10 protein-coding genes and 1 pseudogene are annotated in these 14,049 nt (G+C 65.0%); 6 read left to right on the plus strand and 5 right to left on the minus strand.

Annotation, left to right across the window (positions count from 1 at the left end; genetic code table 11):
* The 6 genes and pseudogenes from JLZ96_RS12465 to JLZ96_RS25235 form a co-directional block, all read left to right on the plus strand.
* Entirely contained in the window at positions 1 to 474 is a 474-nt protein-coding gene (locus JLZ96_RS12465) for a (2Fe-2S)-binding protein (RefSeq protein WP_201010262.1), read from the plus strand.
* A complete protein-coding gene (locus JLZ96_RS12470) occupies positions 471 to 1,823 on the plus strand; it encodes an 8-oxoguanine deaminase (protein WP_201010263.1) in 1,353 nt (450 codons plus the stop codon). The genes JLZ96_RS12465 and JLZ96_RS12470 overlap by 4 nt, the downstream gene beginning before the upstream one ends.
* Positions 1,820 to 4,144, plus strand: a complete 2,325-nt coding sequence (locus tag JLZ96_RS12475) for a xanthine dehydrogenase family protein molybdopterin-binding subunit (protein ID WP_236253931.1) — start codon at positions 1,820 to 1,822, stop codon at positions 4,142 to 4,144. Before JLZ96_RS12470 ends, JLZ96_RS12475 begins: the two co-directional genes overlap by 4 nt.
* Positions 4,145 to 4,253: 109 nt before the next feature.
* On the plus strand, positions 4,254 to 5,696 hold the full coding sequence (locus JLZ96_RS12480) for an NCS2 family permease (protein WP_057474518.1): 1,443 nt from the start codon (positions 4,254 to 4,256) through the stop codon (positions 5,694 to 5,696).
* Position 5,697: 1 nt separating this feature from the next.
* Positions 5,698 to 6,774: an XdhC family protein gene (locus JLZ96_RS12485; protein WP_201010264.1), complete on the plus strand. Its 1,077-nt coding sequence runs from the start codon at positions 5,698 to 5,700 to the stop codon at positions 6,772 to 6,774.
* 153 nt (positions 6,775 to 6,927) lie between these two features.
* Positions 6,928 to 7,626 (plus strand): annotated as a pseudogene (locus JLZ96_RS25235) (DUF222 domain-containing protein); the annotation flags it as partial.
* Positions 7,627 to 7,851: 225 nt separating this feature from the next.
* Here the strand turns inward: JLZ96_RS25235 and allB are convergent.
* Genes allB through JLZ96_RS12515 form a run of 5 tightly spaced genes read right to left on the minus strand, consistent with a single transcriptional unit; the run spans position 7,852 to position 14,043 of the window.
* On the minus strand, positions 7,852 to 9,207 hold the full coding sequence (gene allB, locus JLZ96_RS12495; RefSeq protein ID WP_201010265.1) for an allantoinase AllB: 1,356 nt from the start codon (positions 9,205 to 9,207) through the stop codon (positions 7,852 to 7,854).
* Complete coding sequence (alc, locus tag JLZ96_RS12500; protein WP_032392552.1) at positions 9,158 to 10,201, minus strand: allantoicase; 1,044 nt, start codon at positions 10,199 to 10,201, stop codon at positions 9,158 to 9,160. Before alc ends, allB begins: the two co-directional genes overlap by 50 nt.
* Positions 10,198 to 11,343: a glycerate kinase gene (locus tag JLZ96_RS12505; protein ID WP_201010266.1), complete on the minus strand. Its 1,146-nt coding sequence runs from the start codon at positions 11,341 to 11,343 to the stop codon at positions 10,198 to 10,200. Before JLZ96_RS12505 ends, alc begins: the two co-directional genes overlap by 4 nt.
* A gap of 2 nt (positions 11,344 to 11,345) precedes the next feature.
* Entirely contained in the window at positions 11,346 to 13,145 is a 1,800-nt protein-coding gene (gcl, locus tag JLZ96_RS12510) for a glyoxylate carboligase (RefSeq protein ID WP_201010267.1), read from the minus strand.
* Between the two features lies 1 nt (position 13,146).
* Complete coding sequence (locus JLZ96_RS12515) at positions 13,147 to 14,043, minus strand: 2-hydroxy-3-oxopropionate reductase (RefSeq protein WP_167328112.1); 897 nt, start codon at positions 14,041 to 14,043, stop codon at positions 13,147 to 13,149.
* Between the last annotated feature and the right edge of the window lie 6 nt (positions 14,044 to 14,049).

Consider the following 14,049-nt stretch of genomic DNA (forward strand, 5'->3'; position numbering starts at 1 on the left):
ATGCGAGTCAACTGCACCATCAACGGAAAAGACATGGAAGCCGACGACGTCTGGGAGGGCGAAAGCCTGCTCTACCTGCTGCGCGAGCGCATGGGACTGCCCGGATCGAAGAACGCGTGCGAACAAGGTGAATGCGGTTCGTGCACGGTCTATCTCGACGGTATCCCGGCGTGCGCCTGCCTGGTGGCCGTCGGACAGGTCGAGGGCCGTGAGATCCGTACCGTCGAAGGCCTCGCCGACGGCGACAAGCTGGACCCGATGCAGGAGGCGTTCGTCGAGTGCGGAGCCGTCCAGTGCGGCTTCTGCACCCCCGGACTCGTAGTCCAGGCGCACGATCTCATCGAGCGTGTTCCCAACCCGTCGGACGTCGAGATTCGTGAGTCTCTCGCCGGAAACCTCTGCCGCTGTACGGGATACGAGAAGATTCTGGATGCAGTTCGGCTCGCTGCGACACGAAAGGCCGAGGCAAAATGACCACTGTCATCTCGGGTGCGTACATCGCACCCATCGTCGGTGACGAAATCCCGAACGGCTACCTCGTCGTCGAGGGCACCACGATCAGCGCCATCGGATCGGGCACGGCACCGATCATCCCCGGGGCCGAGACGATCGACGCCTCCGGTTGTCTCGTCACCCCCGGCCTGGTGAACACTCACCATCACCTGTACCAGTGGGCGTCCCAGGGCCTGGCCAAGGACAGCACACTCTTCGAATGGCTTGTTGCGCTGTACAAGCCATGGTCCAAGATGGACGCCGAGGTGGTCGGTGGTGCTGCCGCAGCCGGGCTGGGATGGCTCGCGAAATCGGGCTGTACCACCAGTACCGATCATCACTACATCTTCCCCAAGGGACGAGGCGACCTGTTCGCCGCCGAGATCGACGCGGCCCAGCGCATCGGTGTGCGGTTCCAACCGTGCCGCGGCTCGATGGACCGGGGTGTGTCCGACGGCGGATTGCCGCCGGACGAGGTGGTCGAGTCGCTCGACGACATCCTCACCGCTACCTCCGACGCCATCGACACCTATCACGATGCCTCCTTCGGTTCGATGCTTCGCATCGCGGTCGCGCCGTGTTCGCCGTTCTCCATCAGCAAAGAGCTACTTGTGGAGTCCGCCGGGCTCGCTCGCGCGAAAGGTGTTCGGCTGCATACTCACTTGGCCGAGACCCTCGACGAGGAGGAGCACTGCCTGGCCCAGATGAACTGCACCCCGGTCGAATACATGGAGCAGGTCGGCTGGCTCGGTGACGACGTGTGGTTCGCCCACGCGGTGCACCTGCACGACTCCGACATCGCGAAGATGGCGGCCACCGGCACCGGCACTGCGCACTGCCCGAGTTCCAATGCACGTCTGGGCGCAGGCATCGCGCGGATCTCGGACCTGCTCGCGGCCGGCGCACCCGTCGGCCTCGGTGTGGACGGTTCCGCTTCGGCCGAGATGGTGCCGCTTGCCGGCGAGGTCCGCCAGGCGATGTACATGCAGCGAGCCAAGTACGGTCCGACAGCACTGACCGCGCGTCAGGCACTCGCGATCGGAACCCTGGGCGGCGCAACGGTACTGGGCCGGCAGAGCGAGATCGGTTCGCTCGAGGTCGGCAAGCTGGCCGACATCGCGATCTGGCGCACCGATGGCTTCTACTCGGCGGTGGACGACCCAGTCGTCGCGTTCGCCTACGGGCAGACGCCACCGCTGGCTCGCTTGATGGTGGGCGGTCGAACGATCGTCGAGAACGACGTCCTGACCAGCGCCCCGCAGGACGAAATAGGCCGTGCCGGAGCCGATGCGCACCGTCGCCTCATGAAACTCGCGGAGGACGTGCTGTGAGCGCCCCGACCACTACACCCCGGCAAGTACCCGCCGATATCCCCGCCCCGGGCCGCGGTCGCGTAGGCGACAGCCCGCTCCGGCCCGACGGAACGTTGAAGGTCAAGGGCGAGTTCGCATATTCCTCGGATCTGTTCATCGACCGCATGCTCTGGGGCGCAACGCTTCGCAGCCCGCATCCGCGTGCGAAGATCGTTTCGGTCGACATCTCGAAGGCGTTGGCAACGCCCGGCGTCGAGGCGGTGCTCACCCACGACGACGTACCGGGACGCAAGTGCTTCGGACTCGACCACACGTGGGACCAGCCGGTACTGGCCTTCGACGAGGTACGGCACGAGGGTGAGCCCATTGCTCTGATCGCGGCCGATCATCCCGAAACTGCCCGGCGCGCAATGGAAAAGATCGTCGTGGTCTACGACGTGCTCGAGCCCCTGACCGACGCTCGACGCGCCGCTCTGGATCCGGACTACCCGAAGGTGCAGGAACGCGGCGGAGTCGCGCGCCATCAGCCGGTGCGCGTCGGCAACGTCGCCGCCGCCCGTGCCCGCGCGGATGTGATCGTCAGCAGCGACTTCGCCGTCGGGATCCAGGATCAGGCTTTCCTCGGACCCGAATCGGGACTGGCTGTTCCGGCCGAGGACGGCGGAATCGATCTGTACGTCGCGACCCAGTGGATGCACAACGACCTCGCCCAGATCGGCCCGTGCCTCGGACTGCCCGAGGAAAAGATCAGGATGACGCTCGCCGGTGTCGGCGGAGCATTCGGCGGGCGCGAGGACCTGTCGATGCAGATCCACGCGGCGATGCTCGCCATGCACACCGGCAAGCCCGTCAAGATCGTCTACAACCGCTACGAGTCGTTCTTCGGTCACGTGCACCGCCACCCGGCGCAGATGCACTACGAGTACGGTGCGACCAGCGACGGCAAGCTGGTGTTCGCAGACGTCGAGATCATCCTCGACGGCGGGGCGTACACCTCGGCCACCCTGAACGTCGTCGGCAATGCGGCCTCGCTCGGCGTCGGGCCGTACGTCATCCCCAACATCGAGATCGACGCGTACGGGGTGTACACGAACAATCCACCGTGCGGGGCGATGCGTGGATTCGGCGCAGTACAAGCATGTTTCGCTTACGAGTCGATGATGGACAAGCTCGGCGAAGCCTGCGGCATCGGACCGGTCGCAATCCGCCAGATCAACGCCGTCAGCCAGGGCTCGATCCTGGCGACCGGTCAGGTCATCGAAGCGCCCGCGCCGCTGGCCGAGATGCTCGCCCGAGCCGAGGCCATGGAACTGCCCGAGCCACTGGACGCGTCGGACATCCGTAATCTGCCGGGTGGGGCATCGCAGACCACCCACGGCGAAGGCGTCGTACGCGGGATCGGATACGGCGTCGGGATCAAGAACATCTGCTTCTCCGAGAACTACGACGACTACTCCACCGCCCGCGTTCGACTGGAGGTGATCGGCGGTGAGGCAACAGCATTGGTGCACACCGCTGCCGCGGAGGTGGGTCAGGGACTCGTGACGCTGGAAGCGCAGATCGCGCGCACCGAACTCGGCGTCACGAAGGTCGTCATCCACCCGGCCGACACCAAGGTCGGCAACGCGGGATCATCCTCGGCATCGCGCCAGTCGTACATGACCGGCGGTGCCGTCAAGACCGCGTGCGAGGCCGTCCGCGAGGCGGTGTTCGTCCTTGCCGGCCTGTACCTCGGGCGCGCAGTGGCCGACCTGAGCCTCGACGGCGGAAAGATCGTCTCGGCCACCGACGGCGTGCTGGCGACGATCGAGGATGTACTCGGCGACCGCGTCATCGAGCAGACGCGCGAATTCCACCATCGCCCCACCAGCGGAATGGATCCGGTGACCGGGCAGGGCGCGAGCCACACCCAGCTCGCCCTGTGTGTCCATCGCGCCGTGGTGGACGTCGACGTCGATCTCGGGCTCGTGAAGGTGGTCGAGATGGCCGCCGTCCAGGACGTCGGCAAGATCCTCAACCGACTCTCGCTCGAAGGCCAGATCCACGGCGGCACAGCCCAGGGGCTCGGTCTTGCGGTGATGGAGGAGATCGTCGTCGTCGACGGTTTGGTGAAGAACCCGTCGTTCACCGACTACCTCATCCCGACGATTCTCGACATGCCGCCCATGAAGCTGGACATCCTCGAGAATCCGGATCCATTGGCACCGTACGGTCTTCGCGGTGCAGGCGAGCCACCCACCCTCTCGTCGACGCCGGCCGTCGTCGCTGCCATCCGAAACGCCACCGGGCTCGCGTTGACGCGCGTTCCTGTTCGACCCGAACACATCATCAACCCCTGATTCATTCGACGAAACCTTCCAGGGCACAACCGCACCGACGCCAACTCCCCCGGCACGTCGGCCCGGCCCGACGCCCGGCAAGGTTGATCACGCCCTGGGAGGGCCGATCATGACCGATGTACACATACCCAGCACCCGTCGGAGCGGACGAGGTCGATCCCAGATCGACAAGTTCTTCGACATCACGGGTCGTGGCTCCACCATCTCGCGCGAGATCCGCGGTGGGGTGACCACATTCGTGGCCATGGCGTACCTGATCGTTCTCATTCCGTTGATCATCGGCGATGCCCGTGACGTCACGGGTGCGACGCTCGATGCGGCACAACTGTCGACCATGGTCGCTCTGTCCGCCGGCCTGACGACGATCCTGATGGGAGTTGTCGGTAACGCGCCCCTCGCGATGGCGGCCGGACTCGGTGTGACACCCATCGTGGTGTTCCAGGCTGCGCCGTACATGACGTGGCCGCAGGCGATGGGTCTCGTCGTGCTCGAAGGCGTGGTCATCGTCGTCTTCGCACTCACCGGGGTCCGGCAGCTCATCATGGACGCAATTCCCCTGGTGCTCAAGCAGGCGATCGGGGTCGGCATCGGTGCGTTCATCGCCCTTATCGGATTGGTCGACGCCGGTTTCGTCGGTCATCACGAAACCGCCTCCACTGCAGTTACTCTCGGCACGTTCGGCAAGTTGGCCGGGTGGCCCGTGTTCGTGTTCTGCGTCGGTCTGATCCTGATGATCATGTTGTTCGTCCGCCGAGTGCCCGGTGCGATGCTGATCGGGATCTTCGTCGCCACCAATCTGGCGATCGTACTCAATGCCGTCTTCGACATCGATCCGAAGGCGTGGGGGCCGGTGGTGCCCAAGGTGCCCGATTCCATCGTCGCCACACCACAATTCGATCTGTTGTTCAACGTCGACTTGTTCGGCGGGTTCGCCCGAGCAGGTGTCGTGACGGCCTCGGTCGTCTTGTTCACGCTCGTACTCTCCGGATTCTTCGACGCCATGGGCACTATCCTCGGAGTGGGGGAAGAGGCAGGCCTGGTCGACAAACAGGGCAAGATGCCAGGGTTGAGCCGCATTCTGACCGTCGACGGCATCGGAGCCATCGTCGGCGGTGCGATCAACGGTTCGGCGAACACAGCTGTGGTGGAATCCGCGGCCGGCGTGACCGAGGGTGCCAGAACCGGTCTCGCCAGTATCGTGACCGGTGGCATGCTGACGAGTTTGATCTTCTTCACGCCACTGGCGGGGGTCGTACCGGTGGGTGCAGCCGCTCCCGCTCTGGTTCTGGTCGGTGCACTGATGATGACGCACGTACGCAAGATCGATTGGCAGAACACCGATATCGCGATTCCTGCCTTCCTGACGATCGTGCTGATGCCCTTCACGTATTCGATCACCGTCGGAGTCGCCGCTGGCGTCATTGCATACACCGTCGTCCGGCTCGCCAAAGGCAAAGCACGCGAGACGCATTGGCTGCTGTACCTGATGTCGGGGATCTTCCTGATCTATTTCGCCCTGCACCCCATCGAAGAAGCGTTGGGAATCTCGTAACGTGAAAGAGATCGTCGATCGTCTGACCGCCTGGGACCACGCAGGTGTTCCTTACGCGGTGGCGACGGTCATCGCGGTATCCGGAAGTGCCCCTCGGCTTCCGGGTGCCGCGATGGCGGTCAGCGCCGACGGCGAGGCAGTCGGCAGTGTCTCCGGTGGCTGCGTCGAAGGCGCGGTGTACGAGCTGTGTCGCGAGGTTCTCGAAACCGGCGAGTCCAAGCGAGAGTCGTTCGGCTACAGCGACGTCGACGCTTTTGCGGTCGGGCTGACTTGTGGAGGTGAGATCGAGGTGTTCGTGCGCCTCGGGCCTCCGCGAGCAGTGTTGGCAGCCGTTGCGTCGGACACTGCAGTGGCGACGGTGACGATGCTCGCCGGGGCCGGGCAGTCGCTTGCGGTCTCGTCCTCGGCAACCATGGGCACTACCGGTTTTCCGGACGTTGATGCAGTCGTTGTCGGCGAGGCGTTGGCGATGCTGGACTCCGGGGGTACCGGCATACGCTCGGTGCGGTGCCGGCCGGATCTCGACGTGTTCGTGCAGTCCTACGCCACCGCCCCGCGGCTGCTGATCTTCGGAGCCATCGATTACGCCGCAGCGCTGGCGCGTGTCGGTAAGTTTCTCGGATACCACGTCACGGTTTGTGATGCTCGACCCGTATTCGCGACTGCTGCACGATTTCCCGATGCCGACGAGGTGGTCACCGAATGGCCGCACAGCTACTTGGCACGTACGACTGTCGATGCCCGCACGGTGATCTGCGTACTCACTCACGACGCCAAATTCGATGTGCCGCTGCTCGAGGTGGCCCTGCGCCTGCCGGTGGCGTTCGTAGGGGCAATGGGATCGCGTCGGACCCATGAGGATCGCGCGGCCCGATTGCGTGACGTCGGATTGACCGAGCAGGAGCTCTCACGCTTGAAGTCGCCGATCGGCTTGGACCTGGGAGCCCGAACGCCCGAGGAAACTGCGCTGGCCATCGCGGCGGAATTCGTCGCGGCCAGACGCGGGGGTAGTGCGCTGCCATTGACGCACACCGCCGGCCCGATCCACCACGACGCCGAGACTGCGAAATACGCTTAGGCCCACATCACACTCCACGCACTCCACCCGGACCGAACAGAGTGCCTGCTCACAGGCTCGAGTTGGGCAAATCCGTTTCTTGTCGGTAGGTCGAGATACGCTTTCCCCAGTTCGAACGCATGTTCTGAATTGTTGCTCACCGGGGGGTGAAAAATGGGTGCAGTACCGACCGTGTCGCTGGAGGCGTTGACGGCCGCCGCGCGGGAAGAGAATCGGCATGCGGCCCGAAAGATCTCTGCCTGCTACGACTTCCACCTCACCTGCATCGCCCAGGATGCGAAGCACCGGCAGTACAGCCGGTACGGACGCACCGAAATGGCACTCGCGTTGAGCTGCTCCGCCACCGTCGCCGAAGCGTACGTGTCCGTCGGCGTCGCACTGCACACCCGGCTTCCTCTGCTGAAAAAAGCATTCGAAGCCGGCGACATCGACCTTGCCCGCGTACGCACGGTGTGCCGGATCCTCGACAACTTCTCCGACGACATCGTCAAGTCCGTCGAGGACGAGATTGTCGAAGCGGCCCGACGGTCGTCACCGGGTCCACTGGAGAAAGAGATCTGGGACATCCTGCTGCGCGTCGCACCCGAGGAAGCAGCAGCACTACGCGAATTCGCCAAACGATTCCGCACCGTCACCTATAGTCCCGCCGGCGAATTGGCCCGCATCCGAGCAGAATTGACCGCCCCCGAAGCCGCAGCCGCATGGCAGCTCCTGGAGGAAATGGCCGACACGGTCTGCCCGAAAGATCCGCGCGGTAAGCAGGAACGACTGTGTGATGCCTTCATGGCGCGAATGCACGGAGAACCCAGGCTGACATGCCTGTGCCAACGCCCAGGCTGCCCGAAGACCGAGACCGAGACCGTATTGCCGGATCGTCAGGTGCCGTTGACGATGATCACCGTCGACATCGAAGACCACCCGAATCACCCTGCCCGCCAAAGGAACAGCCGTACCTATCCTCGGCAACGACCTCCGGCCCTGTATCCCCACCAAACCCAGACGATCCGGCAGCATTGCCTACCCCGACCCACCCGACAACTACGAGCCGGAAACAGACGACACGGCAGCACCGCCGTTCTAGGCGCGCGCCAACAAACGCCCGGTCGAAGATTCCGAACCCGCGATCCACGACCGTCGCACCACACCCGACAATCCCAGCCGATCGTAGGCACTCACCGGGTTGCGGTGGTACAGCCGATCCACGTCGACGGTGAACGTCTCGTCGGGCGCGAACACCACAAGGTCTGCAGCGCAACCGACCTCGATGCGTCCGCGATCAGTCATGCCCACCTGATCGGCGGTGTTCGTGGCCATCCACCGCACGATGTCGGTCAGCGCGAACCCACGGGCACGCGCCTCGGTCCACACCGCAGCAAGCGAGACCTGCAACGACGCAATCCCACCCCAGGCATCGCCGAAGTCACCGGTGTCGAATCGCTTGAGGTCGGGCGTGCAGGGGGAGTGGTCGGTGACGATGGTGTCGATCGTGCCGTCGTGCAGACCCTGCCACAACGCCTCGCGATTACCGGCCTCGCGGATCGGCGGGCAGCACTTGAACTGAGTCGCGCCCGCCGGCACGCTTTCGGCGTCGAAACACAGGTAGTGCGGACAAGTTTCGACGGTCACCCGCACGCCGTCCCGCTTCGCCGCCGCAATCATCGGCAGGGCATCCGCGCTCGACAAGTGCAGAATGTGGACCCGACACCCTGTCTGACGGGATAGCTCGATCACCTGCTCGATGGCCCGGTTCTCGGCCGCCCGAGGACGCGATTCGAGGAATCCCGAGTACTCACGGCCCACTGCCGCCGGAGCCTCGGCTATCACCTCGGCGTTCTCGGCATGCACGATCATCAGCCCGTCGAACGACGCGATCTCGATCAGCGCCTTCTCCAGTTCCGGCAGCGTCAGCGGCGGAAACTCGTCCACGCCCGACGCCAACAGGAAGCACTTGAAACCGAAGACTCCTGCGTCGTGCATCGGTCGCAGCTGCTCGACGTTTCCGGGAACTGCCCCACCCCAGAATCCGACGTTGACGACCGACTTCTCGACCGCCACCCGGCGCTTGATCTCCAACGCCTCGACGTCGACCGTCGGCGGAATGCTGTTGAGCGGCATGTCGACGATGGTCGTGATCCCTCCCGCGGCCGCAGCTCGAGTTGCGCTGGCGAAGCCTTCCCATTCGGTTCGACCCGGATCGTTGACGTGCACATGGGTGTCGACCAGCCCGGGCAGCAACACCTCGTCCGGTCCGAGCTCGACCACCGTCGTCGCAGATACGCCGGCATCCAGGGAGTCGATTGCGACGATCCGGCCGTTCGAGACAGACACAGTCGCCGCCACCTCACGCCCATCGATCACCGCGCGGGCAGCCCGAATGACCAGATCAGACTGCACTGGAGGCACTCTGGAGCTCGGCGGATTTCCATGCGACATCTGCCGCGTCGAGGGCATCGGCGTCCAGTTCGCCGAACAGTCGCAATCGGGACAAGCCGCCGTCGGGATACACGTCGAGCCGCAGGTGTGTGTAGGCCTCGGTCGCGTTGAGCAGGAAGCGGTGACGCGTGTCCGGTTGGACCGCGGTGCGCGCAAGGATCTCGGTCCACGCCGTCGGGTCGGAGGTGTGTCGGCGACGAGAATCGATGGCGCTGAGCCGAACCCAGCCCGGGGCGTTGCCGACGTAGTAGCTGGTGTCGACCTCGACGAAACGTGGAGCGCCAGCTGCCGCAAGCTCGAACACTGCGAAGTCGTTGCCGCCGCCACGCCGGCGGGAGTTCTCCCAGCCCTCACCCATGTTGCGTGCCCGCCCGGGCAGGATGATGTTGGCGGGGGAAGAGTAGAAGGCATCGGAGCAGTCGGTGAGCCTGGCACCGTTCTCGGCGGCGAGCAGATCGATGGTGCCGCCGAGGAAGCGCGGATCCTGCACAACCTCACCGTGCACACGGAACCGGGCCACACCGCCGTCGGGATAGATCGACAGACGCACATGCGTCCACCGGTGCCGATCGGCTACCTCGTAGGTATTGGCTGTGTCCCCCACTGCCGCAGACTTGTCGACGATGGTGTGCCACTCCGTCTTCAGGACATCGTCGATGGACGGGTAACCCTCGATCGACGCGGCTTCGACGGAGACGAACGGCGGGTAGTTTCCGGTGAAGTGTGCGGTGTCTACGACTACACCGTGGACGATTCCCGGCGCACCGAGCCGTACGATCGCCCAGTCGTGGCTGCCCTCGTCACGGCGACGCCGAGTTTCCCACCCGTCGTACACCTTTCCCTTGTGGCCGAAGTCCGCCGGATCGAACAGCGGGGCGTCGGGCTTGATCAGGTTCTCGCGCTGCGCGAACAGTTCGTCGTTCGCCGCCGAGACGCTGCCGCCGAGTGCGCGCGACGCGAGATCGGTCAGCGAGGTGAAATGAGTGGTACTCATGATATTCCTTCCGAAATGTGTGTGGTGGCTATCGTTTTCCCTACCTCGTGGAGCAGCGTGGCCGCGTCGCGCATGGAGATTCGAGGGTTCCGCTCGAGATCGGACAATGCGTAGGAGGCCACGATCCCGTGGCTGCGCAGCCGGTCCAGGTCGATGACGCTGCGCCCGGCGACGGTGATCACCGGAACACCCGCTTCGCGCGCCGCGTGCGCGACTCCGATGGGTGCCTTGCCGTAGAGGCTCTGCTCGTCCAGCGAGCCCTCGCCGGTGACGACCAGATCGGCCGACGCCAGAGCGCTGCCGAAGTCGATCAGCTCGAGCACCGTCTCAATCCCTGGCTTGGCAACCGCACCGAGTACAGCCATGGCACCGAACGCAGTACCACCTGCTGCGCCGGTGCCGGCGAGCCCACTGACATCCCGGCCGATTGCGTTGCGCACCAGATGTGCCCACTGCCGCATTCCGTGTTCGAGGTACAGCAACTCCTGCGGTCCGGCACCCTTCTGCGGGCCGTATACCGCCGCCGCTCCGGTCCGGCCGAGCAACGGGTTGTCGACATCGCACGCCAACTCGAACACTGCATTCCGAGCCGAAGGCAACAAGCCGCTCAGATCGAGGTGAACTGCACCGCGCAGTGGACCACCGCCGAGCGCGACGTCATTGCCGTCGGCATCGAGGATCCGCGCACCGAGTGCAGTGAGCATTCCGGCCCCTCCGTCGGTGGATGCGCTGCCCCCGAGCCCGACGACGATACGCCGCGCACCTGAAACAGAGCCGGCGCCGAGAGCATGCGCGATGACAGTCCCCAGCCCGAACGTGCTGGCTCCCAGCGCATCCGGCCGTCCGTCCGGCAGGAGCTCGAGTCCGACTGCAGATGCCAGTTCGACGACGGCGGTATCACCACGACGGGCATACGACGTCTCGACCGGCTCACCGGTCGGGCCCGAGCACGTGACTGCGATCCGGTCCCATCCGGCGGCGACGGCTGCGTCGACGGTGCCGTCACCCCCATCGGCGACGGGTAGGCACACCGTCTCGAGGGACGGATCGCCCGCGACCAGACCTTCGGCCAACGCCCGAGCGACCCCGGCCGCGGACAGCGAGCCCTTGAACTTGTCGGGAACCAGCAGAATTCGCGTCATCTCTAGTCCAGCAGGAGCAGAGCGGTAGGTGCGTCCGCCGACGTGTTGGCCAGTTCCTCGAACTCACCGACGTTGTCGATCTCGGTGCCCATCGAGATGTTGGTGACCCGTTCGAGGATGATTTCCACGACGACGGGAACCTTGTGCTCGTTGGCCAGAGTCCTGGCCCGCGCGAGCGCCTCACCGATGAGATCGGGCTCGGTGACCCGGAGTGCTTTGCAGCCGAGGCCTTCTGCGACCTGCACATGGTCGACGCCGTAGCCCTTGGGTATACCGGGCTGAGTGTCCAACGTGTCCTGGTGGTTGATGTTGTCGAATCCCAATTGCACGCAGAAGTCCATGTCGAACGCACGCTGCGCCTGCCGGATCAGCCCGAGGTACGAGTTGTTCACCACCACATGCACATACGGCAGATTGAACTGCGCACCGACGGCCAGCTCCTCGATCATGAACTGGAAGTCGTAATCTCCGGACAGTGCAACGACATTCGCCGTCGGATCGGCAGCTACCGCACCCAGCGCCGCGGGAATGGTCCAGCCGAGCGGGCCGGCCTGCCCGCAGTTGATCCAGTTGCGAGGGGAGTAGACGTGCAGGAACTGACCGCCCGCGATCTGCGAGAGCCCGATGGTGCTGATGTAGCGGGTATCGCGATCGAAGACCTTGTTCATCTCCTCGTAGACGCGCTGGGGCTTGATCGGCACGTTGTCGAAGTGGGTACGCCGATGCATCGTGCGCTTCCGCGCCGCACAGTCCTCGACCCAGCCCGAGAAATCACGCAGCGAGCCTGCCGCGCGACGCTCTTCGGCGACGGCGACGAACTGCTCGAGGGCCGCCTTGGCGTCGGAGATGATGCCGTAGTCCGGCGCGAAGACGCGTCCGATCTGAGTCGGCTCGATGTCGACGTGGACGAACTTCCGTCCCTTGCGGTACGTGTCGAGTCCACCGGTATGCCGGTTGGCCCAACGGTTTCCGATACCGAGCACGAAGTCCGAGGCCAACAGCGTGGCGTTGCCGTATCGGTGTGCGGTCTGCAGACCGACCATGCCTGCCGCGAGTCGGTGATCGTCCGGGATGGTGCCCCAGCCCATCAGAGTCGGGATGACGGGCACGTCGAGGATCTCGGCGAGCTGCACGAGCAAGTCAGAAGCATCGGCGTTGATAATTCCGCCGCCGGCCACGATCAACGGGCGCTCGGCAGCCAGGAGCATGTCGATGGCCTTCTCGGCCTGAGCACGCGAGGCGACGGGCTTGTGCACGGGCAGCGACTGGTACGTGTCGGGATCGAAGTCGATCTCGGCCAGCTGCACGTCGATGGGCAGATCGATCAGCACCGGACCGGGGCGTCCGGACCGCATCAGGTGGAACGCCTGCGCGAAGGCACCGGGAACCTGGGCCGGTTCGAGCACCGTCATCGCCATCTTGGTGACGGGTGCCGCGATCGACGCGATGTCGACGGCCTGGAAGTCTTCCTTGTGCAACCGCGCGACCGGGGCCTGCCCGGTGATGGCAAGGATCGGAATCGAGTCGGCCATGGCCGAATACAACCCGGTGATCATGTCGGTACCGGCCGGGCCGGAGGTGCCGATGCAGATACCGATGTTGCCCGGTGCGGCCCGGGTGAAGCCCTCAGCCATGTGTGAGGCACCTTCGACGTGGCGGGCCAGCACGTGGCGGATGCCGCCGTGATTGCGCATCGACGCGTAGAACGGGTTGATCGCTGCACCGGGTAGGCCAAATGCGGTTGTTGCACCTTCGAGTTCGAGAATCTTCACTGCGGCATCTGCCGCGCGCATCTTGGCCATGTCAGTTGTCCTTGTTTGTGATCGGGGAGCCCGAGAGGCGAGCGACACCGCGGTACAGCGCCGAATGATCGAGTCCACCATCACCGTTGGCGCGGGCGGAGGCCATCAGCTGCGCCAGCACTGCACCCATGGGAATCACGACGCCCGCTTCACGCGCAGCCGAGGTGACGATGCCGAGATCCTTGTGGTGCAGGTCGATGCGGAACCCGGGCTCGAACGACCGGTCGAGCATCTTCTGGGCCTTCTGGTTCAGCACGGCCGAACCAGCCAGGCCCCCGCCGAGAACCTCCACCGATGCAGGCAGATCGACGCCGTAGGCCTCCAGGAACGCAATCGCCTCCGCGAGCACCTGAATGTTGCCGGCCACGATCAACTGGTTGGCCGCCTTGACCGTCTGCCCGGATCCGCTCGGACCCACGTGCACGACGGTCTTGCCGACAACGTCGAGAATTGGCTTCGCCGTGGCGAAGTCGTCCGCGCTGCCACCGACCATGATCGACAGCGTCGCGTTCTCGGCTCCGGCCTGGCCACCGGAGACCGGGGCATCGAGGATCCGGAAGCCGCGCGCAGTCGCGTCGGCGGCCAGTGTGGCGGTGACGTCGGGGCGGATGCTGGAGAAGTCGATGATCAGCGCGTCGCGTCGCGCATTGTCGAACACCCCGCCTTCACCGGCGAGAACGTCCTGCACATCGGGGGAGTCGGGGACCATGATCGCGACGATGTCGGCGTCGTGGACGGCCTTGGCGATCGAATCGGCAGCGGTGCCGCCGGCCTCGACCAGAGGACCCGTGCGATCGGGGGTCAGGTTGTAGCCGACCACCTGGTGGCCGGCCTTCGCGAGGTGAACGGACATGGGACTGCCCATGATTCCGAGGCCGATGAATGCAATGGTGCTCATGAGAAA

Origin of the sequence: Rhodococcus sp. NKCM2511, from assembly GCF_014905595.1 — a bacterium.
Classification (GTDB): Bacteria; Actinomycetota; Actinomycetes; order Mycobacteriales; family Mycobacteriaceae; genus Rhodococcoides; species Rhodococcoides fascians.

Bases quoted from the DNA above. Each gene is read 5' to 3' on its own strand.
- JLZ96_RS12465 (WP_201010262.1), top strand. From the start codon at position 1: ATGCGAGTCAACTGCACCATCAACGGAAAAGACATGGAAGCCGACGAC.
- JLZ96_RS12470 (WP_201010263.1), top strand. From the start codon at position 471: ATGACCACTGTCATCTCGGGTGCGTACATCGCACCCATCGTCGGTGAC.
- JLZ96_RS12480 (WP_057474518.1), top strand. From the start codon at position 4,254: ATGACCGATGTACACATACCCAGCACCCGTCGGAGCGGACGAGGTCGA.
- allB (WP_201010265.1), bottom strand. From the start codon at position 9,207: ATGTCGCATGGAAATCCGCCGAGCTCCAGAGTGCCTCCAGTGCAGTCT.
- alc (WP_032392552.1), bottom strand. From the start codon at position 10,201: ATGAGTACCACTCATTTCACCTCGCTGACCGATCTCGCGTCGCGCGCA.
- JLZ96_RS12505 (WP_201010266.1), bottom strand. From the start codon at position 11,343: ATGACGCGAATTCTGCTGGTTCCCGACAAGTTCAAGGGCTCGCTGTCC.
- gcl (WP_201010267.1), bottom strand. From the start codon at position 13,145: ATGGCCAAGATGCGCGCGGCAGATGCCGCAGTGAAGATTCTCGAACTC.
- JLZ96_RS12515 (WP_167328112.1), bottom strand. From the start codon at position 14,043: ATGAGCACCATTGCATTCATCGGCCTCGGAATCATGGGCAGTCCCATG.